The organism is Blastomonas sp. AAP53, from assembly GCF_000331245.1.
In the GTDB taxonomy this organism is placed as follows: Bacteria; Pseudomonadota; Alphaproteobacteria; order Sphingomonadales; family Sphingomonadaceae; genus Blastomonas.
The window spans coordinates 607912-629146 of the sequence record NZ_ANFZ01000006.1 but is presented as its reverse complement, the minus strand read 5'-3'; the positions used below and the strand labels follow the sequence as shown (position 1 = coordinate 629146).

At 63.6% G+C, this 21235-nt stretch carries 21 protein-coding genes; 8 read left to right on the top strand and 13 right to left on the bottom strand.

Features of this window, described 5'->3' with window-relative positions:
• Positions 1–162: 162 nt before the first annotated feature.
• From D618_RS0105995 to purH, 4 genes are all read left to right on the top strand, one after another.
• Entirely contained in the window at positions 163–1449 is a 1287-nt protein-coding gene (locus D618_RS0105995; RefSeq protein WP_017670592.1) for an RsmB/NOP family class I SAM-dependent RNA methyltransferase, read from the top strand.
• A gap of 83 nt (positions 1450–1532) precedes the next feature.
• Complete coding sequence (rpe, locus tag D618_RS0105990; RefSeq protein WP_017670591.1) at positions 1533–2195, top strand: ribulose-phosphate 3-epimerase; 663 nt, start codon at positions 1533–1535, stop codon at positions 2193–2195.
• On the top strand, positions 2192–4042 hold the full coding sequence (locus tag D618_RS0105985; RefSeq protein WP_017670590.1) for a heparinase II/III family protein: 1851 nt from the start codon (positions 2192–2194) through the stop codon (positions 4040–4042). Before rpe ends, D618_RS0105985 begins: the two co-directional genes overlap by 4 nt.
• A 5-nt stretch (positions 4043–4047) precedes the next feature.
• Complete coding sequence (gene purH / locus D618_RS0105980; protein WP_017670589.1) at positions 4048–5637, top strand: bifunctional phosphoribosylaminoimidazolecarboxamide formyltransferase/IMP cyclohydrolase; 1590 nt, start codon at positions 4048–4050, stop codon at positions 5635–5637.
• Positions 5638–5662: 25 nt separating this feature from the next.
• On the opposite strand, the gene D618_RS0105975 is transcribed toward purH, so the two are convergent.
• From D618_RS0105975 to D618_RS0105945, 7 genes are all read right to left on the bottom strand, one after another.
• The gene (locus D618_RS0105975) at positions 5663–6469 is read right to left on the bottom strand and encodes an RNA methyltransferase (protein ID WP_017670588.1); all 807 of its coding nucleotides are present in this window, start codon (positions 6467–6469) and stop codon (positions 5663–5665) included.
• A 19-nt stretch (positions 6470–6488) separates the two neighbouring features.
• On the bottom strand, positions 6489–6761 hold the full coding sequence (locus tag D618_RS0105970; RefSeq protein ID WP_017670587.1) for an HPr family phosphocarrier protein: 273 nt from the start codon (positions 6759–6761) through the stop codon (positions 6489–6491).
• Positions 6758–7168: a PTS sugar transporter subunit IIA gene (locus tag D618_RS0105965; protein WP_017670586.1), complete on the bottom strand. Its 411-nt coding sequence runs from the start codon at positions 7166–7168 to the stop codon at positions 6758–6760. The genes D618_RS0105970 and D618_RS0105965 overlap by 4 nt, the downstream gene beginning before the upstream one ends.
• Before the next feature lie 107 nt (positions 7169–7275).
• Positions 7276–8226, bottom strand: coding sequence for an RNase adapter RapZ (gene rapZ / locus D618_RS0105960; RefSeq protein WP_017670585.1), 951 nt, complete (start codon positions 8224–8226; stop codon positions 7276–7278).
• A gap of 49 nt (positions 8227–8275) precedes the next feature.
• A complete protein-coding gene (locus tag D618_RS0105955; RefSeq protein ID WP_017670584.1) occupies positions 8276–8710 on the bottom strand; it encodes an HPr kinase/phosphatase C-terminal domain-containing protein in 435 nt (144 codons plus the stop codon).
• A gap of 44 nt (positions 8711–8754) precedes the next feature.
• Positions 8755–10353 (bottom strand): stimulus-sensing domain-containing protein, encoded by a 1599-nt coding sequence (locus tag D618_RS0105950; protein WP_026091353.1) that lies wholly within the window; start codon positions 10351–10353, stop codon positions 8755–8757.
• Positions 10322–11029 (bottom strand): response regulator transcription factor, encoded by a 708-nt coding sequence (locus tag D618_RS0105945; protein WP_017670582.1) that lies wholly within the window; start codon positions 11027–11029, stop codon positions 10322–10324. Before D618_RS0105945 ends, D618_RS0105950 begins: the two co-directional genes overlap by 32 nt.
• A gap of 287 nt (positions 11030–11316) precedes the next feature.
• Here D618_RS0105945 and D618_RS0105940 point away from each other — a divergent pair, with 287 nt between their 5' ends.
• The 4 genes from D618_RS0105940 (at position 11317) to D618_RS0105925 (ending at position 14543) form a co-directional block, all read left to right on the top strand.
• Positions 11317–12924: a phosphoenolpyruvate carboxykinase gene (locus D618_RS0105940; protein WP_017670581.1), complete on the top strand. Its 1608-nt coding sequence runs from the start codon at positions 11317–11319 to the stop codon at positions 12922–12924.
• 26 nt (positions 12925–12950) lie between these two features.
• Positions 12951–13418: a hypothetical protein gene (locus D618_RS0105935; RefSeq protein ID WP_017670580.1), complete on the top strand. Its 468-nt coding sequence runs from the start codon at positions 12951–12953 to the stop codon at positions 13416–13418.
• 70 nt (positions 13419–13488) lie between these two features.
• The gene (locus D618_RS0105930) at positions 13489–13806 is read left to right on the top strand and encodes a hypothetical protein (protein ID WP_017670579.1); all 318 of its coding nucleotides are present in this window, start codon (positions 13489–13491) and stop codon (positions 13804–13806) included.
• A gap of 41 nt (positions 13807–13847) precedes the next feature.
• On the top strand, positions 13848–14543 hold the full coding sequence (locus D618_RS0105925) for a hypothetical protein (protein WP_152414545.1): 696 nt from the start codon (positions 13848–13850) through the stop codon (positions 14541–14543).
• A gap of 87 nt (positions 14544–14630) precedes the next feature.
• On the opposite strand, the gene rmuC is transcribed toward D618_RS0105925, so the two are convergent.
• The 6 genes from rmuC to D618_RS17785 form a co-directional block, all read right to left on the bottom strand.
• Positions 14631–16139, bottom strand: a complete 1509-nt coding sequence (gene rmuC / locus D618_RS0105920) for a DNA recombination protein RmuC (protein ID WP_017670577.1) — start codon at positions 16137–16139, stop codon at positions 14631–14633.
• 221 nt (positions 16140–16360) lie between these two features.
• A complete protein-coding gene (gene def, locus D618_RS0105910; RefSeq protein ID WP_026091351.1) occupies positions 16361–16885 on the bottom strand; it encodes a peptide deformylase in 525 nt (174 codons plus the stop codon).
• 53 nt (positions 16886–16938) lie between these two features.
• Positions 16939–17388, bottom strand: coding sequence for an Hpt domain-containing protein (locus tag D618_RS0105905; RefSeq protein WP_017670575.1), 450 nt, complete (start codon positions 17386–17388; stop codon positions 16939–16941).
• Positions 17389–17530: 142 nt separating this feature from the next.
• On the bottom strand, positions 17531–18937 hold the full coding sequence (gene der / locus D618_RS0105900; protein ID WP_017670574.1) for a ribosome biogenesis GTPase Der: 1407 nt from the start codon (positions 18935–18937) through the stop codon (positions 17531–17533).
• A 68-nt stretch (positions 18938–19005) separates the two neighbouring features.
• Complete coding sequence (locus D618_RS0105895) at positions 19006–20334, bottom strand: PQQ-binding-like beta-propeller repeat protein (RefSeq protein ID WP_017670573.1); 1329 nt, start codon at positions 20332–20334, stop codon at positions 19006–19008.
• Between the two features lie 65 nt (positions 20335–20399).
• Positions 20400–21167 (bottom strand): tetratricopeptide repeat protein, encoded by a 768-nt coding sequence (locus D618_RS17785; protein WP_017670572.1) that lies wholly within the window; start codon positions 21165–21167, stop codon positions 20400–20402.
• Positions 21168–21235 lie beyond the last annotated feature (68 nt).

Sequence of the window (21235 nt, the reverse complement as noted above, 5' to 3'; positions counted from 1 at the left end):
GGGGGGGGGGGGGGAAGCGGGATGGCACGGCGTCCAATCGGTATTACGACCCCGCTGCCCCTCCACCACCCGCTTCGCGGGCGGTCCCCCTCCCCCAGCAAGCTGTGGGAGGATTTTAGAAGGGGGCTTAACCGCGGCGCGATTTGCGCCTAACGCGCCCGCATGAACAATCGCACCTCCGCTCCCGACCCCACCCCCGGCCTGCCCGCGCGCCAGGCGGCCCTGCGCATGCTGGACGCCGTGATGCGCCGCGGGGAATCTCTCGACGTCGCGCAGCACGCCGCCTGTCAGGGTATCGACGAACGGTCGGATCGCGCGCTGGCGATGGCGATTGCCGGCGAAGTGCTGCGCCACCTGCCCGGCCTCGACCTTATGATCGACAGCATGACCCGCCTGCCGCTGGCCGAAGATGCCAAGGCGCGGATGGTGCTGCGCATCATGCTGGCGCAGACGCTGGCGCTGGAAACACCTCCGCACGCTACCATCGCCACCGCGCTGCCGCTGTTGCAGGGCGGCCCGCGCAAGCTGGCACATGGCGTGTTCGGCAGCCTGATGCGCGCCGGCGCCACCCTGCCTGCACCCGAGCTGCCGCCGGCGACCGCAAACCGCTGGATGCCAGCATGGGGCGAGCCTATGGTCGAGGCCGCTGGGGCGGCATTGGGCATGCCGCCGCCGCTCGACCTGACGCTGGCCGATGCCGCCGGCACCGACGCGTTGGCACAGGAACTGGGCGGCATCAGCCTGATTCCCGGCCATGTCCGCCTGCCGCGTGGCGGCGCGGTCGAACTGATCCCCGGTTTCGAGGCTGGCGGCTGGTGGGTGCAGGACATTGCCGCCAGCCTGCCTGCGCGCTTGCTGGGCACCAGCCGTGGCGGCCATGTGCTCGATCTGTGTGCCGCACCCGGCGGCAAGACGATGCAGCTGGCTGCCGCAGGATGGCAGGTGACCGCGCTCGACAATTCGGAAAAGCGGCTGCGGCGGCTGCGGCAGAACCTCAAGCGCACCGGGCTGGAAGCGGACACCGTGACAGCCAACCTGCTCGAATGGCGTCCCGATGCGCAGGCCGATGCGGTGCTGCTCGATGCGCCGTGCAGCGCCACCGGCATCTTCCGCCGTCACCCGGATGTGCTCTATCGCATCGCCCCGCGCCATATCGAGGAACGCGCCGAACAACAGGCCGTGCTGCTGGAGCGCGCCGCCAACTGGGTCAAGCCGGGCGGCGTGCTGGTCTATGCAGTCTGTTCACTCGAACGCGCAGAGGGCGAGAATGTCGTCGCGCAGTTCCTCAGCCAGGACAGCCGCTTCACGCTCGATCCGGTGCGCGCCGACGAGCTTCCCGATGGCGTCGCCCCCGATGCGCTCGGTCAGGTGCGGACCCTGCCCGGCATGCTCACCGATGCAGGCGGTCTCGACGGCTTCTTCATGGCCAGGTTGCGGCATCGCCCCTGATCGGGGCAGAATGGCAAATCATGTGGAAAAGAGCGCCGAGATGCCTTGCTCCACAACATGTTGAGGGTTAAGCGACAAAGCCTATGCCGCATCCACCATTGATAGCTCCGTCCATTCTGTCCGCCGATTTCGCCAAGCTGGGCGAGGAAGTGCGCGCCATCGACGCCGCTGGCGCTGACTGGATCCACATCGATGTGATGGACGGCCATTTCGTGCCCAACATCACCATTGGCCCTGCGGTGGTGAAAGCATTGCGGCCGCACACCAGCAAGACCTTCGACGTGCATCTGATGATCTCACCGGTCGATCTGTACGTTCAGGCGTTTGCCGATGCCGGCGCCGACATCATCACCGTCCACCCCGAGGCCGGACCGCATATCCACCGCACCGTCCAGTTCATCAAGTCTCTGGGCAAGAAGGCCGGCGTGGTACTGAACCCCGCGACTCCGGCCAAGATGCTGGATTACCTCATCGATGACGTCGATCTGGTGCTGGTGATGAGCGTCAACCCGGGCTTCGGCGGACAGAGTTTCATCTCCAGCCAGCTGCGCAAGATCGAGGCGATTGCCAAGATGATCGAGAAATCGGGACGCACGATCGATCTGGAGGTGGATGGCGGAATAGATACCATCACCGCGCCCCAGGCGGTCAATGCGGGGGCTAACGTGCTGGTGGCCGGCACCGCAACGTTCAAGGGCGGTCCAGACTGCTACGCCGCCAACATTCGGGCGCTCAAAGGTCAATGAGCGATGTCCTGTCCGATAGCCGCCGGACAGGCGCCCTTGCTGCCCAGTCCAGCGAATCCGACCGTCGTCTTCCATTGATCGGCTCGAGCGAACCGGAAACCCGACCGGATCTGATCAATTCCGGCCAGGCTGTTGGCCTAAGTGAGCGCAAGCAGCTGGTGCGCGTCGAAAACGACCGGGGCCTGTCGCTGACCGAAAGCTTGGTGCATTACTTCTACCGCCTGACCTGGCGCACGCCGTTGCACAAATTGCGGCTCAAGGGCAGGTCACCGCTGCGGCTACTGGCAGCTCCCGACGATCCATTCACCGGTGATGCCCGCCGCGGCAAGGCCATTCGGGCCGGATTCTTCCAGATTGCCGGCGCGAAGATCGAGATCGCCCAGCTCAATTTCGCAACTTTGCAGGCGCCCAACGAGGCGCTCGATTATATTCACAGTTTTGCCTGGCTGCGCGATCTGGCGGCAGCCGCACCGCGCGGCACCTGCGTCCCGATCGCCGAACGGCTGGTCAACCAGTGGCTCGATGCCCATCTGGAAACCGTGTCCGATCCGGCATGGCGGGCAGATCTGGCAGCGCGCCGGATCATCAATTGCGCTGCGCACGCACCGCTGATCCTGTCGAGCAGCGACCTCGTCTATCGCTCGCGGGTGCTTCGCAACTTTGCAAGCACAGCGCGTCACCTCGATCATGTCGCCGACAAGGCACCCGAGGGACTGGCGCGGCTGACCGCCTGGGCCGGCGTCGTCGCCGCAGCGCTGCTGCTGCCCGACGGCGAACCGCGCCGCATCTTCGGCGAGGCCGGCCTCAAGCGCGCGATCGAGGGCTTCATGGGTGATGATGGCGGCGCGCTGTCGCGCTCACCGCTTGCCCAGATCGAGGCGATCCGGGTGCTGTCGATGCTGCGCTCGGTTTATGCCGCCCGTGGCGAGCTGCTGTCTCCCATCGTAGAACTGGCACTGACACGCGCAGTACCCGCGCTGCAGGGGCTCACGCATCACGACGGCAGCCTGGGCAGCTGGCAGGGCGCACCGGGCGTTTCAGCCGACACCATGGCGACGCTGATGCGGGCAAGTGGCGTCCGGTCGCGACCGCTGCGCGAAGCCCGCCATTGGGGCTATCAGCGTATTCCCGCCGGCCGCACGGTGGTGCTGGTCGATGCCGGAACCCCGGCGATGGCGCGCCACGCGATCATGGGCTGTGCATCGACCCTGGCGTTTGAAATGAGCCACGGCCCGCATCGGCTGATCGTCAATTGCGGCGGTGCAAGCGCGATTGGCCCCGATTATCCGCCGTCGCTGGCCAAGGGCCTGCGCGCAACGGCCGCCCATTCCACGCTGTGCCTTGATGACACCAACAGCACTGCGGTGCTGCCCAAGGGGCAGCTGGGCAAGGGCGTCGGCCTTGTCGAACTCGATCGCCGCGACACCGATGATGCGGTGCGGCTGGACATGACGCACGATGGCTATGCCCGGCGCTATGGCATGATCCACCGGCGCCTGCTGGTGCTGCGCGCCGATGGCCGCGAGCTGCGCGGCGAAGATGTGCTGCTGCCGGTGCCCAAGCGGGGCATGGGCCGTACCAAGCCGGCCGAAGCGCCCTTCGCCATCCGCTTTCATCTGGGGATGGATGTCGAAGCGCATCCGGCGACCGATGGCTGGGGCGTGTTCCTGCGCGTGGCCGATGGCTCGCTGTGGCAGTTCCGCTCGGCTGCCAGCAAGGTGACTCTCGAAGACAGCCTGTGGGTGGATGAACACGGGAATATCAGACCCAGCCAGCAAATTGTCCTGTCCGGCACCGCATCGGGTGGCGGCGGCAATTATGGCTGGCTTATCAAGCATATGGGATAACGAAATTGACCGACATTGCGATCAAACGCGCGCTGCTTTCCGTCTCTGACAAAAGCGGCCTGGCTGAACTCGGGGCCACTCTGGCAGCGCACGGCGTGGAGCTGATTTCCACCGGCGGCACCGCCAAGGCGCTGCGCGATGCCGGGCTGACGGTGCGCGACATCTCCGAGATCACCGATTTTCCCGAGATGATGGACGGCCGCGTCAAGACGCTGCACCCGATGGTGCATGGCGGACTGCTCGCGGTGCGCGACAATGCCGAGCACGTTGCGGCGATGGAAACGCACGGTATCGGCGCGATCGATCTGGTCGTGGTCAACCTCTATCCCTTCGCCGCGACCGTCGCCAAGGGCGCCGAGCGCGACGAGATCATCGAGAATATCGATATCGGCGGGCCTTCGATGGTGCGTTCGGCGGCCAAGAACCACGCTTTTGTCGCCATCGTCACCGATCCGGCCGATTACGCGACGCTGACCGCAGAGATGGAATCGAGCGGTGGATCGACCACGCTTTCCTTCCGCCGCAAGCTCGCCGCCAAGGCCTATGCCGCCACAGCGGAATATGACTCGATGATCGCCAGCTGGTTCGCCTTTGCCGATCAGGGCGAGATGTATCCGGAGAAGCTGTCGGTCTCGTTCCGCAAGGGCCAGGCGCTGCGCTATGGCGAAAACCCGCACCAGAGCGCGGCGCTGTATCTGCCCGCCTTTGCGCCCGATGGTTCGCTCGCCGATCACCGCCAGGTGCAGGGCAAGGAGCTGAGCTTCAACAACCTGAACGATGCCGATGCCGCACTCGAACTGGTCGCCGAATTCCGCGACGGACCGCCGACTGTGGTCATCGTCAAGCATGCCAACCCCTGCGGCGTGGCGAGCGGCGACGATCTGGTCAGCGCCTACAAGGCGGCGTTGCAGTGCGACAGCGTCTCGGCCTTTGGCGGCATCATCGCGGTCAACCGTCCGCTCGATGGCCCCACGGCAGAGGCGATCAGCGACATCTTCACCGAAGTCGTGTGCGCCCCCGATGCCGATGACGCCGCCAAGGCGGTGTTCGCGAAGAAAAAGAACCTGCGCCTGATCCTCACCGGCGACCTGCCCGACCCTACGCGCGGCGGCATTGCGCTGCGCACGATCGCGGGCGGTGCGCTGGTGCAGTCGCGCGACAATGGCCGCATCACGCGCGACGATCTGAAGGTGGTCACCAAACGTGCTCCGACCGAGCAGGAGCTGACCGACTGCCTGTTCGCCTGGACCGTGGGCAAGCACGTCAAGTCGAACGCGATCGTCTATGCCAAGGATGGCGCGACCGCCGGGATCGGTGCAGGCCAGATGAACCGCCGCGATTCCGCGCGGATTGCGGCTGCCAAGGCGCGCGAAGCGGCCGAAACCTATGGTTGGTCTGAGCCGCGCACCGTCGGGTCTTCAGTCGCCTCCGATGCGTTCTTCCCCTTTGCCGACGGCTTGCTGGCTGCGGTGGAAGCAGGCGCAACGGCGGTCATCCAGCCGGGCGGATCGATGCGCGATGACGAAGTGATTGCAGCGGCAGATGAAGCAGGCCTGGCGATGGTGTTCACCGGAATGCGCCACTTCCGGCATTGATGCATGATGCGCGCGGCGGGGGGCATCACCCCTGCCGCGCCAGCACCTCATAGGCCATGACGGCGCCGGCAACGGCGGCGTTGAGGCTGTCGGCCTTGCCCAGCATGGGGATCTTGACCAGCAGATCGCAGGCCTGCTCATAATCGCCGGGCAAGCCCTGCGCTTCGTTGCCGATCAGCAGGAAGCAGGGCGACGCATAGTCCGCGCCGCGATAGTCGAAACGGGTGTTGAGGCTGGTGCCGACCAGTTGCCCCGGCCCGCTGCGCAGCCATGCGATGAACTCGTCCCACCCGGCCTGCGCCAGCGGAACGGTAAACACCGCGCCCATGCTGGCGCGCACCGCCTCGACCGAAAACGGATCGACAGACTGGTCGACGAGGATCAGGCCGCCTGCACCGACCGCATCGCAGGTGCGCAGCATCGTGCCCAGATTGCCCGGATCGCGCATCGACTGCGCGACCAGCCAGATGCCCGACCGGCTGCGGTCCAGCCCCTCGAGCGCGGTTGGCAAATCTGCGAACACGCCGAGCACAGTCTGGGGATTATCCTTGCCGGAAATCTTGGAGAGAATGTCGGTCGTGGTCTCGTAGATCGTACCGCCCGCCTCGGCCACGGCGCGCTCGAGCGCATCGACCAGGGGATGCGGATCGCGCTGCTGGCCCAGCCACAGGGCTTCAGGAACGATTCCGGCTTCAAGCGCCTCGGTCAGCAACCGCAAGCCTTCGGCGAGAAACCGCTCTTCGCGCTTGCGATGCTTTTTCTCGCGCAGCGCCCGCGCGGCCTTGACCGCAGGGTTGGAAAAACCGGTGATGAGGTGGCGTTCGATGGTCATGGTGCTGCAGGCAGGACGATCAGTCCTCGCCGAAACCGTCCATCACCAGGCCGACCAGCTTCAACAGCGCGGCATCCGCCCCTTCGCCCTCGACGCGGATCGTGATGCTGTCGCCGCGCGCCGCGCCCAGCATCATCAGGCCCATGATCGAGCTGCCGGTGACGGAGTTGTCATCCTTGCTGACATGCACCTGTACGGTTTCCGGCAGGCGCGATACGGCGGTCACGAACTTCGCGCTGGCGCGTGCGTGCAGGCCGCGCGCGTTGGTGATCACGACCGTCTGTTCGCTCATTGTGCGCTTTCCTGCCCCAGCAGGTCAGAGGCGACGCTGATATATTTCTGCCCGGCATCGCGCGCGGCGGCGACGGCATCGCGCACGTTCATCGATCGACGCGCACCTTCCAGCCGGATCAGCATCGGCAGATTGACGCCCGCGATGACCTCCACCCGGCCGGCCTCGAGCAGCGAGATCGCCAGGTTCGACGGGGTGCCGCCGAACAGATCGGTGAGCACGATCACGCCCTTGCCCTGATCGACCTTGGCAATCGCAGCGGCAATGTCCGCGCGGCGCTGTTCCATGTCATCGTTCGGGCCGATGGCGATGGTTTCAATGTTCTGCTGCTTGCCGACCACATGTTCCATCGCGACCAGAAATTCCTGCGCGAGCCGTCCATGGGTGACGAGAATGAGTCCGATCATGGGGGGTTCTTGTACCAATTGTTATATCTTGAAACTTGGGTTGCAGACGTCGTGCGGACCCGTGCGCCGCTTTTTCGAACTCTCTCCTGCCCGGCGGAACGTCGCTGTCACTGCGGCGGTACAGGGCTTTCTTCTATGGCATCTGTGGGTCGCGACGTCAGATTGCGATGCTGGACAGTGGGACAAAAGCCCGCTGCTTGCAAGCGTTTGGTGATCTCCTGCGCGACGAACACCGACCGGTGTCTCCCCCCGGTACACCCGATGGCGATATGCACATAGGCCTTGGCTCCGGCCTGGTAGCGCGGCAGCAGAAAGGCGAGAAGGTCGACAATGCGGTCGACAGCACCCTGATAGGCTTCGTCCTTCCGGACGAACTCTCCCACCGGCGCATCCAGTCCGGTCATGTCCCGCAGCGACCGGTCCCAATAGGGATTGCGCAGAAACCGCATGTCGAACACCAGATCGGCGCTGGGCGGCATGCCGCGCGCAAAGCCGAAGCTGGTGATGATGATGCTGGTGGGTGACCGTTCCAGCGCAAACCGGCGGCGGATCTCCTGCTGCAGGTCCGAGGCTGGCATGCTGGTGGTATCGATGACGTTTTCCGCCCAGCGCCGCAGCGGCTGCAGCCATTCGCGCTCTTCGGCAATCCCCGCCTCTGCCGAGCGATCCTGCGCCAGCGGATGACGCCGCCGTGTTTCGGCATAGCGCCGCTGCAGTTCGCGCCCGGCGCAATCCAGAAACAGCGTGCTGATGGCATAATCGGGACGCCGCTCCAGATCACGCACCTGGCGCACGATTGATCCAGGATCGAACCCTCTCGTACGGGTGTCGAACCCGATCGCCAGCGGCCGCTCCTGCCCCGTTTGACGGATCGCCTGGGGGGTGCTCATCAAGCGTGTCAGCAGCCGGATGGGAAAGTTGTCGATCGCCTCCCACCCCAGATCTTCCAGGGTCTTGAGCGCCGTCGTCTTGCCGGCACCCGACAGGCCCGTCACCAGCATGACCCGATGCCGCTCAGGCTGTTCAGGCGCTGACAGCTCTGTGTTCGATTCGCTCATCTGCCACCCCTGGCGTAGCGCACAAAACGGCGCGGCGCATGACGCTGCCCTAGCCTTTCATCCCATAGGCTTGCAACGCCATTTCCGCCTTGATCGGCAGCACATGGCTGTCGGGAGCGAGCAGGATTTCAGGAATTCCGATGCCCATGATCGTGCGCTGCTGGGTCCGCTCGATCCAGCGGGGCGCGGCGCGGTTGAGCTCTATCAGCAAGCCCACCGGGCAGTCCGGACCGGGCGCGATCGGCAGCAGCCCCAGATTGCGGACCTCGAGCAGCCCGCCGATGTTCTGCGCCGGCGATGCGATCAGGCGCCCGCCTTCGGGCCGCAACGCAGTATGATCATCGCTGATCAGCCGCGCTCCGCGATCGATCAGCGCCAGCGCCAGTTCGGACTTGCCGATTCCCGATTCACCGCTGATCAATATGGCAAGCCCGTTGATGCTGACGCAACTGGCCGGATAAGTGCTGTGATCGGCCTGGCTCATCCTGCCCTCCCCGCATTGTGTCTCGTGCCATGTTACCCCCGGTTTCAGGCAGGGGAAATGGGCAGTTCCTGATGATTCATCGCGGGCAGGCATATCTCGAACACCGCGCCCGTCGCCCCATCATCGCGATCCTCGACCGTGATGGTTCCGTGATGCCCTTCCACGATGGTGCGGGCAATGGCCAGTCCCAGGCCGCTATGCTGACCGAAAGCCTCGCCGTCTGGCCGGGCACTGTGGAAGCGGCGGAAAATCTCTTCGCGTTCGCTGGGTTGAACGCCGGGCCCCTCGTCGATCACGCGCACCAGCACACGGCCACGCAGCTGCGTCGCCTCGATCCGGACCAACCCGCCGGGGGGAGAGAAGGAGACGGCATTGTCTAGCAAGTTCGAGATGACCCGCTCCAGCCTTGTGCCCTCGCCCATCACCACGGCCACGCCGCGCCGGGGCCGCGCGAAAGCGGTTTCGCGCCCCTCGTTCAACCCGCGCACCTGCCGCACCTCGAGCAGGTTCTCGATCATCTCGCCCAGATCGATGGGCTCGAACCGGGTGCGGGTCAGCTGCGCATCGACGCGCGATGCTTCGGATATGTCGGTGATCAACCTGTCGAGGCGGCGGACATCGCTGCATGCTATGTCGAACAATTGCGCGCGCAACCCCTCGTCCTTGACGCTCGCCAGCCCTTCCAGTGCAGACCGCAACGAGGCGAGCGGGTTCTTGAGCTCATGGCTGACATCGGCGGCAAACGCCTCGGTTGCATCGATCTTCTGCCGCAGCGCCATGCTCATGTCCGATAGCGAGCGGGCGAGCAGGCCGATTTCGTCGCCACGCGACGGCAAGCGCGGCACCACGACTTCGCGCGCCCGGCCCAGCCGCACCCGCACCGCTGCCGAGGCCAGTCGTCGCAGCGGCTGGACGATGGTCCGCGCCAGGAACAGAGAGAACAACACCGAGACCAAAGCGGTGCCCAGCACGATCATCGCCAGGTTGAACCGTTCGGCTCGGACGATGCGCGTGATATCGCGCGCATTGTCGCTGGTGAACAGCACGCCATCGCCGCGTGGCAGCGCGATCGCCGCGCTGATCATCGGCGTGCGGTCGGGGGCATAGCGCATCATCGCATGCGCCGACCGGTCCTTCTGCGCCGCCACGGCCTCAGGCCAGTTCTGCAGGCGGTCGGGCGTGCGCTCGACAAACCGCTCCACGCGCTGCGCATCCACCAGCCAGTCAAAGCCCTGGTCGAGCAAGCGCGCGGCATGGCGCTGCCACGGCTCCTGTGCGGGGTCGCGCAGGACATAGGTTGGCGGCGTCAATGTGAAGCTGTCCAGCTGCAGCCTGCCTTGCGTGTCATACAGCCGGATGCGCGAGTCATACCGATCGCTGACGGACCGCAGCATGGCAATCCGCTCGGGCTGCTCCAGCCGTTCCAGCGCATGGCCCAGCAGCCAGATGCTCTGCTGCTCCTGTTCGAGCCGCTCCTGGATGATCTGTTCGCGATAGCTGTCGAGATACAGCAGACCGCCGCCCAGCATGGCGATAGCGAACACGTTCACCGCCAGGATCCGCCAGGTCAGCGACACCCGGCGGGTCCAGCGCAATCGCAGCGCCGGAGGATTATTCTCCTGAGAAACGGTAGCCGGCGCCATACAGCGTATCGATAGCGGAAAATTCGGTGTCGACCTCGCGGAATTTCCGGCGCAGGCGCTTGATATGGCTGTCGATGGTGCGGTCATCGACATAGACATCGTCCTGATAGGCCGCGTCCATCAGCTGGTTGCGGCTCTTGACCACCCCGGGCCGCGCCGCCAGCGCCTCGAGGATCAGGAATTCGGTGACCGTCAGTGTCACCTTCAAGCCATCCCAGCTGACCATGTGGCGCGCCGGGTCCATCTCCAGCCTGCCCCGCACGATCGGCTCCGCCACCGGCTGGTCGCAGGGTGCGTCGGGCGCGCGCATCAGCTCTGCGCGGCGCAATATGGCCTTGATCCGCGCAATCAGCAGCCGCTGCGAGAACGGTTTGGTGATATAATCGTCTGCGCCCATAGCGAGGCCCAGTGCCTCGTCCAGCTCTTCATCCTTGGACGTCAGGAAGATGACCGGCACCGCACTGCTTTCGCGGACCCGGCGCAGCAGCTCCAGCCCGTCCATGCGCGGCATCTTGATATCGAACAGGCACAGATCGGGCGGTGTTTCGATGATCGCCTTCAGCGCCGCCTCTCCGTCAGAGTACAGCCGCGTGACAAAGCCCTCCGCCTGGAGTGCAATCGAAACCGAAGTCAGAATGTTGCGGTCGTCGTCGACCAGCGCAATCACTGCCGCCATGAGTGGCTCAATCCTCCTCGATCAACTCCTGGTGCCGGTCGCATATCGCAGCGCCAGCGTAAACAGCTTTGTGGCGCATGCCGCACCGCAGCATTTGGGGGTGTGAACGATAACTCTGCACTACCCATGTTATGACACCGGTAGCAGCTATTGACAGATCATCGGCCAGTGGTCTTGGAGCTTGGTATCACGGGGGTTGAGCTGCGTGAGTCGCCGCACATAATCGCGGGCTGAAGGTTGGGCGCGAGGTCAGCCAAGAGCGGCAGCAAATTGGGAGTATTTCAGCAGTGGCTATCAAATCCAAAGTTTCGCTTTCCGATCAAGGCTTTACCGCAACCGAAAATCAGCACTGGAACCTGGGCACCGAGGCTCTGGTCGAAGAGGCCCTGCGCAACGGCGAAGGATCGCTGGCCAAGGGCGGCGCCCTGGTTGTAGCCACCGGCAAGCACACCGGACGCAGCGCCAGCGACAAGTTCATCGTGCGCGATGGAGAGACCGAAAACACCGTCTGGTGGGGCAAGACCAACGTGTCGATGACCCCGGAAAACTTTGCGACGCTCAAGGCCGATTTCCTCGCCTTCCTCGGCGAAAAGCAGAAGCTGTACGTGCAGGACCTGTTCGGTGGTTCGCAGCCCGAATATCGCGTCAACGTCCGCGTGATCAACGAGTTCGCCTGGCACAGCCAGTTCATCCGCACGCTGCTGGTCCGCCCGACCGCCGACCAGCTGGCCGACTTTGCGCCCGAATATACGATCATCGATCTCCCCAGCTTCCGCGCCGATCCGGCCCGCCACGGCACCCGCAGCGAAACCGTGGTTGCGGTGAACCTCAGCGAAAAGCTGATCCTGATCGGTGGCACCGCCTATGCCGGCGAGATGAAGAAGTCGGTTTTCGGCATCCTCAACTATCTGCTGCCCACCCAGGGCGTGATGCCGATGCACTGTTCGGCCAATATCGGCCCCGAAGGCGACACCGCAGTGTTTTTCGGCCTGTCGGGTACCGGCAAGACCACGCTGTCGGCTGATGCCAGCCGCACGCTGATCGGCGATGACGAGCATGGCTGGTCGGACACGGCCGTGTTCAACTTCGAAGGCGGCTGCTATGCCAAGATGATCAACCTTTCGCCCGAGGCCGAGCCGGAAATCTACGCCACAACGCAGCGTTTCGGCACGGTGCTCGAAAACGTGGTGATGGATCCCGAAACCCGCACGCTCGATTTCGCCGACAACACGCTGGCGGAAAACAGCCGCGGATCGTACCCGATCGACTTCATCCCCAACACCTCGGCAGATAACCTTGGGCCGGTGCCGAAGAACATCATCTTCCTCACCGCCGACGCCTATGGCGTGCTGCCTCCGATCGCACGGCTGACGGCGGAGCAGGCGATGTACCACTTCCTGTCGGGCTATACCGCACGCGTCGCCGGCACCGAAATCGGCGTGACCGAGCCTTCGGCAACCTTCTCCACCTGCTTCGGCGCACCGTTCATGCCGCGTCACCCGTCTGTGTATGGCAACCTGCTCAAGGAACGCATCGCCAAGGGCAATGTTACCTGCTGGCTGGTCAACACCGGCTGGACCGGCGGCAAGTACGGCGTCGGCAACCGCATGCCGATCAAGGCAACGCGCGCGCTGCTCAATGCTGCGCTCGATGGAAGCCTGAACAACACCCAGTTCGAGATCGATCCCAACTTCGGTTTCGAGGTTCCGGTCAGCGTTCCGGGTGTCGACAGCGCCATCCTCAATCCGCGCGGCACCTGGGCGGACAAGGCGGAATACGATGCCACCGCCCAGAAGCTGGTCGGCCAGTTCATCGACAATTTCGCGCAGTTCGAAGACCATGTCGACGAAGCGGTCCGCGCCGCTGCGCCCCAACGTCAGGCGGTTGCCGCCTGATACTGCCCGGATCAGATCGGGCGTTCTTGAACGAAAGCCCGATCGTGACCGGATACACTGTACGCACTTTTGAATCGTCATCAGCCGTTCGCCTTCTGGGCGAGCGGCTGATTGCGTCTTGCCTGCCGCGCGACGAATGGACCCACGAGGCGCATGTCGCCGCGTGCCTGTGGCTGATCGCCGAGCGGCCCGATCTTGACGCGGCGCGCGACTTCCCCACCATCATCCGGCGGCACAATGACAGTGTCGGCACGCCCAATACTGACAGCAGTGGATTCCACGCGACGATCACGCATTGCTATGTGGTGGGCGTCGCAACGTTCCTGACGCGCGTCGATCCCGCACTGGAACTGGCGGCCAAGGTCAACATGCTGCTCGATGCCCCCGAAGGCGCACGCGACTGGCAGCTGCATTTCTATTCGCGCGACCGGCTGTTCTCGATCGAGGCGCGGCGTGCAGTGATTTTACCTGATCTCACGCCCCTTCCCACGTGAAGGCGATGGCAGGCGCAAAGCCCGCATGATAACATCGGGCATCCGATCATTACTCCGGGGGAGCGCAATCATGGAATTTCTCAACAACATCGTCGGCCAATTGGGCGGCGTCGACAAGATCGCAGGCCTCGCCAAGCAGGTGGGCCTGAGCGAAGAGCAGGTGCAGTCGGCGATGGCCGCCCTGGGCAAGGCCGCACCTCAACCCGGCGACACGGTTGCTTCTGCAGCGCAGTCCACCGGCCTGCCAATGGACAAGCTCAACGATCTGCTCGCGCAAGTCGGCGGCGAAGATGCGCTGAAGAAGGTTACCGGTTTTCTGGATCAGGACGGCGATGGCAATCCGATCAACGACATCATGGGCTTCGCAAAGAAGTTCACGGGGAAGTAACGGGGTTTCACGCCGACTGCAGCTGAGCTAGGGATAGTCCCATGTTCTCGCCCAGTGCATCAAAAGCCCGTATCATTGCCTTTCTGGCGAGCGAACCTTTAGGCCGTTATACCGGCAATACGGTTCACTTGTTCCTGCTGACAGCCATCGTTCCGTTCATTCTAGGAATTATCGGAGCATGGAGTGTAGGCTTAGGCTTTGTCCTTTTTGTTTTTGTTGGCATCCCAACAGCATTTGTAATGCTCGTCGTTACTTGCTTCAAACTTTGGGGCGGAATCCGTGTTGTTGGGTATGGCCAAAACCTTGGCGAGCAGGCTCTGGCAGTGACTTTGGCCCCGGGCTTGCTTGCTCTTTGGCTAGTGACTGCCCTACCTGTCCTCTGGGCCGGGGAATATCTTGGAGATTTATCTCGATTGGCAGTCAACGAAAGCCATTACCGAGACATCGTCAATATGGCCCGTATCTCTAAGAAAGCGGAATGGTATGCCGAGAACGAAGGCGTTATCTATTCCATAGATCTCGGCCCCCCGATCCGCGTGGCCTTCAACCCCGCTGGCTTTCTGGATAACTGGTCTGCGATAGTGTTTGACCCTAGCGGTGATGTGATGCTGGCTGAGGGGTTTAACCAGGAAACAGGCAAGTTCTATGCCCCCGATAGGGTGACAAAACTTTTCGGCGGTGATCTTGTTGAATGTCGCCCTTTATGGGGCGAGTATTACAAGTGCTCGTTCACCTGACCATCGGCCAATTTCGCAAGCGATAACATCTTGCCGTATTGGCTCGGCCTAAAATCTTCGCAGAGCTTGTATCTGACAGGGCCTAGGTCACTCCGCCGCGTCCTTCACTTCCTCTCCCGCCTCTATCAGCGCGGCGTCGCCATAGCGCGGCAGCGCTTCGATCTCGTCGATCGTTTCCAGTTCGCGCTTGCCGGTCTCGATGTTGAGCGCGGCGAACTTGCGACCGGTGGAGAGCACGTTGCGTTCGAAGCTGCCGACGAACTTGTTGTAATGGCCGACCGCGCTCGACAGGCCTGATCCCACGCGCTTCAAATGCTCGGCGGAGACCGCGAGCCGGTCGTAGAGCTCCTTGCCCAGCTGGCCGATCTGCTTGGCCTCTGCCGCCAGCCCTTCCTGCCGCCAGACGCTCGCCACCGTACGCGCGATGGCAACGAGGTTGGTCGGCGTTGCCAGCAGTACCTTCTTGTCGAACGCATGGTCCCACAGCGACGGGTCATGCTCGAGCGCGGCCGAGAGGAAATGCTCGCCGGGGACGAACATGATCACGTAGTCAGGCGCGTCGGAAAACTGGTCCCAATAGGCTTTGCGCGACAAGCCATCGATATGCGCCTTCATCGAAGCGCAGTGCGCCGCGAGCGCGATCTTGCGCGCGCCATCGTCATCCGCGCCGAATGCGTCCTGATAGGCGTTCAGCGACACCTTGGCATCGATCACCAGCGACCGCCCGCCGGGCACCTTGACCACCGCATCGGGGCGCAGCCGCCCGTCTTCGGTATCCAGGCTGACCTCCATCGCGAAATCGGTGCGTTCGGCAAGCCCGCAGCTTTCGAGCACGTTGCGCAGCTGCTGCTCGCCCCAGCGTCCGCGCGCCTTGGGAGCATTGCGCAAGCTGTTGACCAGCCGCGCGGCCTCGGCCTGCACCCGGTCCTGCCCGGCGCGCATCTGCTCGATCAGCCCGGTCAGCGTGCCATAGGCCTCGCTGCGGGTCGCCTCGATCTTCTGGACCTGCTCCTCATAGGTCTTGAGCCGCTCTCCCACCGGGGCAAGCAGCGTGCGGATCTTCTCCTCGTTCTTTTCCTCGGACTGAGCGAACCGCTCGTTGGCGCGGCGCAAAAACGCCTCCTGCGCCTCACCCAACAGCTTGTTGCCGACCTCGCCGAACTGCTGCGAAAGCTGTTCGCGCGCTTCCACCAGCAGCCGCACCTGCTTTTCGTGATTGGCCGCATCCGCCTTCATCGTCGCCAGTTCGCGCGCGGACGCGGCATGCTCTGCGCGCAGCGTGTCGAGCCGGGCGGCCAGATCATCGGCCTGGCGTGCACGTTCGGCAGCGGCAGCCAACTGACCCGAGAGCGCGGCATGGTCCGTGCGAACCGCCTCCAGCCGCAAGGACAGATCATCGGCCAGCTTCGCGCGTTCGCTTGTGCCTGCCAGATCGCGGATCGCGGCGTTGAACTGCTCCTGCAGCGCCTTGAGCGCGGTTTGCGCCTCTTCGCGCTCAGCGCGTGCATCAGTGACGGGCTTGCCACCGATGAACCAGCCGATGGCGAGCCCTGCGATCAGGGCAACAATGATGAGAACTGCGACCCACAGGTCCATGGAAACTTCCCGCGCATGAAATTGGAACGAAAAGCGAACCTAGAGCGCGGGCGGTGGCTTGGCAATGGGGCAACGCCTACGCGCTGGGGACAACTGATGCCCCTACAATGCTCCCCCGCCAAGGCGGGGGTCCATCTCCGGACCGTGCGTCTGGCAGTGAACGTAGGAGCTGGGCTCCTGCCTTCGCCGGCGGAGCCCGATGTTGCAGCGATGTGTCGCGCTCAGGCCGCCTTGCGCATCTTCTCGAGCTTTTTCAGCACCATCTGCCGCTTGAGCCGCGAGAGGTGGTCGATGAACAGGATGCCTTCGAGATGGTCCATCTCGTGCTGCAGGCAGGTGGCCATCAGGCCGTCCATCGCCTCTTCGTGCACCTTGCCGTCCAGATCCTGCCAGCGGGCACGGATCGACGAGGGGCGTTCGACGTCGGCATACTGATCGGGGACCGACAGGCAGCCCTCGTTATACAGCGTATAGTCAGCCGAAGGATCGAGGATTTCGGGATTGATGAACACGCGCGGCGCACGGATCGGCTTGCCTTCCTCGTCCTCTTCGGACTGCAGGTCGATCACCAGAACGCGCAAGGGCACGCCCACCTGGATCGCCGCCAGGCCGATGCCGGGCGCGTCGTACATGGTCTCGAACATGTCGGCGACCAGAGTGCGCAGATCGTCGTCGAACGCCTCGACAGGGGTGGAGACGGTCTTCAACCGCGGATCGGGCACTTCAAGGATGGGACGGATAGCCATGTCGCCCAGATATGACTGCAAGCCCCGATGGTCAAGCCATGCGGGACAGACAGTCAGCTGCGGCCAAAGGTGCGCTGGGCGCCCATCGCCGCGCCTGCCATCGGCGGACGACGTCCGAAGGTGCGGCGTTCGACCAGCGGATTGGCCTCTTTCTCGAGCGCAGCCAGCGAGACGCGGAAGAGTTCGCGCAGGCCGACGATGTCCTGCAGCAATTCGTCCGGCGATTCCTGGATCTCGACACAATGCCGCGCGGTCATCTCGATCTTCTCGGCCAGCATCCCCAGCTGCTCTGCTCCGAACTGCAGCGCCTCGCTTTTGAGCGTGTGCGCCGGCAGCACCAGCCGAGCCGCGCTGGCCTCGCGCATGGCCGTCTCGATCGCTTCCACCGACTTGACGCCGTCTTCCCGGAAATAGCCGAGGATGCGGACGAAATCGCCGCCCAGAGTCGCTCTCGACTGAGCGTAGGTCGACCAGTTAATCAACGGCCCTTCTTGATAGGACATGATGCAACCTCCAGTCGTGCTTGAAAGCACTTAGGACTGGAAAATACATCAGGAGTGGTAAATGAATCCTTGCCGCAAAGAAGTAACCGCAAAGCGGATCAACAATCGACAATTCATTACCATCAAATTGCAGCTAACTGCTTCAATCCTTGGAGAAAGGATTTTTCGGCGCACGATAGGTTATCCGAACCGGAACCGCGCCGAAGCCCAGCTCCCGGCGTAAGCCGTTGATCAGATAGCGCGAATAGCTTTCGGGCAATTCGTCAACACGCGTTCCGAAGATGACAAAGCCCGGCGGGCGCACCTTGGCCTGGGTGATATAGCGCAGCTTGATGCGCTTGCCGCCGGGGGCCGGCGGCGGGTTGGTTTCCACCGCCATTTCGAACCAGCGGTTGAGCTGCCCTGTAGACACGCGGCGCGACCATGCCGTGCGCGTTTCGAACGCGACCTTGATCAGCGTGTCGATGCCTTTGCCGGTGATCCCCGAGATGGTCAGCACCGGCACCCCGCGCAGCTGCGCCAGGCCATCGTCGAGCGCTGCCTTGATGCCGTTGAACAGGCTGGAGGCGTCCTGCGCCACGTCCCATTTGTTGATCGCGATGATCAGCGCTCGGCCCTCCTGGATCACGCTGTCGGCGATCTTGAGTTCCTGCAGCTCCAAGCCGCGGGTTGCATCCAGCAGCAGAACGACGACTTCGGCATAATCGATCGCCCGGCGCGCATCGGCAACCGAGAGCTTTTCCAGCTTGTCGACCACCTTGGCTTTCTTGCGCATGCCGGCGGTGTCGATCAGCCGAACCGGACGCGACGGCGAATCGTCCGCCGGATGCCAGACCCAGTCGATGGCGATCGAATCGCGCGTGATGCCGGCTTCCGGACCAGTGATCAGCCGGTCCTCGTCCAGTATCTTGTTGATCAGCGTCGATTTGCCGGCGTTGGGGCGTCCGACGATGGCCAGCTGCAGCGGCGCGGCTTCCACCGCGTTTTCATCGACGGTATCAGCATCGACATTGATCGCAGGCAGTTGCGTGTCGTCTTCATTGCCCTCGTCCCAATCCTCGATCAGCGGGCGCAGGGCATCGAACAGCTCGGCCATTCCCACGCCATGCTCGGCGCTGAAGGCGATCGGTTCGCCCAGGCCCAGCGCATAGGATTCCATCAGGCCGGCATCGGCCGCGCGACCTTCGGCCTTGTTGCCCATGAGGATGATCGGCGTCTTGGTCGTGCGCAGCCACCGGGCGATTTCCTCGTCCAGCGGCGTGATTCCGGCGCGGGCATCGAACACGAACAGCGCAGCGCGCGCGGTCGCAACGGCCTGTTCGGTCTGCCGGCGCATGCGGCCAGGCAGGGTCTCAGGGTCTTCGTCCTCATAGCCTGCCGTATCGACGATCTGGAAGTGCAGGCCCAGCAGCTCTGCCTTGCCCAGCCGCCGGTCGCGCGTCACGCCGGGCTGGTCGTCGACCAGCGCGAGCTTCTTGCCAACCAGACGGTTGAACATGGTGGATTTGCCGACATTGGGTCGGCCGATGATGACGATTTCGGGTAACATGACTGCGCCTGTATCGCGGGAAAGAGCTTTTGTCTCCCCCCGCGATCAGATGCATGCGATCCGGCGTGTCAGCGGTAAGCGGTAATCGTCCCGCCATCATCCAGGATGTAGAGCGTGTTGTCCGCCACGATCGGCGGCAGAGAGACCTTTTCCTTCACGTCGAACAGCAAGGTGAACGTGCCGTCTGAAGGGTTGATCGAGCCGACCTCGCCATTGGTGTTCGCGGTGAACAGGCGACCACCGGCGAGAACCGGGCCGTTCCAGTAGATCTGGCCCTCTTTCTTCTTTTCCTTGCGATACTGCTGCAACTGGGTCGACCAGCGCACCTTGCCGGTGGCGCGCGCGATGCACAGGATGCGCGCATCATCGGTCAGCACGAAAAGCCATTCACCCGCGATCACCGGGGTGGAGATGCCCGCGATATTGAGTTCCCAGATCCGCTGGCCAGTCACCAGTTCATAGGCAGCCATGCGGCCGCCTTCACCCACTGCATAGACGCGGCCGCGATCAATGATCGGGTCGGCATCAATGTCGGTGAGTGTCGACACCGAGGTCGAGATACTGGTGCGTGCCAGCGCGTCCGACCACAGGTTACGTCCGTTTTCATAGCGATAGGCGATCAGCTCGCCGCTGGAGAAGCCAGCGACCACGGTGCCCTGGCCGGCTGCCGGAGCAGCCACGCCGAACACGCCCGCCTGGCCCAGCGATCCACTCTGGTTCCAGATGATCGTGCCATCGGCCTGATTGAGCGCGATCAGCTGGTTGTCCTGCGTCATCACGTACAGCGACCCGAACGCGAGGGTCGGAGCGCCGCGCAGCGGACCTGCGGGCTTCACACGCCAGATCTGCGATCCGTCAACGGGGTTGAGCGCAGCGACTTCGCCCACGCCATTGGTGGCATAGACGCGCGTCGCATCGACACTGACTCCGCCGCCGAATACCGATGAGGAACCATCACCAGCCGCTTCCAGCTTGACGGACCAGACCTGCGATCCGGTCGCCGTATCATAGCAATGGACCATGCCATCGGTATCAACCGCATACAGCCTGCCCCCGTAGACGACGGGCGCGGCAGCCAGCCGGACGCGCAGGCTCGACCCGGGAATCCGGGTGCTCCAGGCGCGGCTGATCGTCTCGCCAATGGCAAGGTGGCCGACGGCCTTTGTGGCGCTGCCACCAGGCTGGCCCCAGTTGGCGTTGACCGTGGCCGGCGGCAGGATCACCGCAACACCAGCCAGATCCTTGTCGACGTTTGCACCGCTTTCGGCGCGGGTGAGAATCGATGTGCGATTGCCCACCGTCGGTGTCACCTTGGGTTTGTCACCACCGCCCAGGACACCGCATCCTGCCAGCGTTGCCGACAGCGCGAGCAACATCGCCCATTTGGTCTTTTGCATTGCCAGTCAAGCTCCCCGAAACATCAAAACTGCATCATCAACGGTAGCGACCCGCAAAATTACTATCATTGCGCACCCGCCGGTGCAGCCATTCCCGATACGGCAGCCGGCGTGCCAACGCCTTGTGCCTTGCTGGGATCAACCACCGCATCGACGCCCATGACACCGGCCAACTGACGCGCACGTGAACGGATCGTTTCCGGCACATCCTTGTCGTCGGCCAGCTTCTGGAACAACGGCCCGGCCAAATCGGGCTTGTCCATCCGCATGTGCGCGATCGCGACCATTTCGCCTGCGCTGCCGAACCAGGGGTTGCCCGGTACGGCGAGGGTCTTCAGCCGCGCTATCACCTCTGCCGGCTGGAGGCTGTCATATTCCGCGGCCGTTTGACGGACCAGCGCCAGATCGCGCAGCGGCTGCGGCAGGCTTTCATCGGCAGCAACCTTGGCAAAGGCAGCTGCAGCGGCCTTGGGATCGTTCTGTTCCTGCTTGATGCCGGCAGCCAGGATTTGAGACATCGCACGATAACCCGGCTGATCGGCCGTTTCGAGCGCCTTGAGGGCATTGGCCGCGCCAGGAAGATTGCCGCTGCGCACCGCATCGAGCGCATTGGTCATCTCTTCGCCGCGCAGCCCCGCCGCTTCGCTCTTGGAATGTTGATACCAAAACCAGCCGCCCAGCGCGAGCAGCAGGACAACGATCCCGATCAGGATGAGCTTGCCATAGTTCTGAACGATGCCGGCCATCTGGTCCTGGCGCAGGGCGTCATCCACCTCGCGCAGGAACATGTTGTCACGCGCGGCATCTGCGTCCTTGTTAGGTGTCAGCGCCAATTGGGGCTCCTTGCATAACCAGCGTTGCCGAAAAGCTTGCGCTCCGGCTCAAGGTCAGCGTCTTTAAC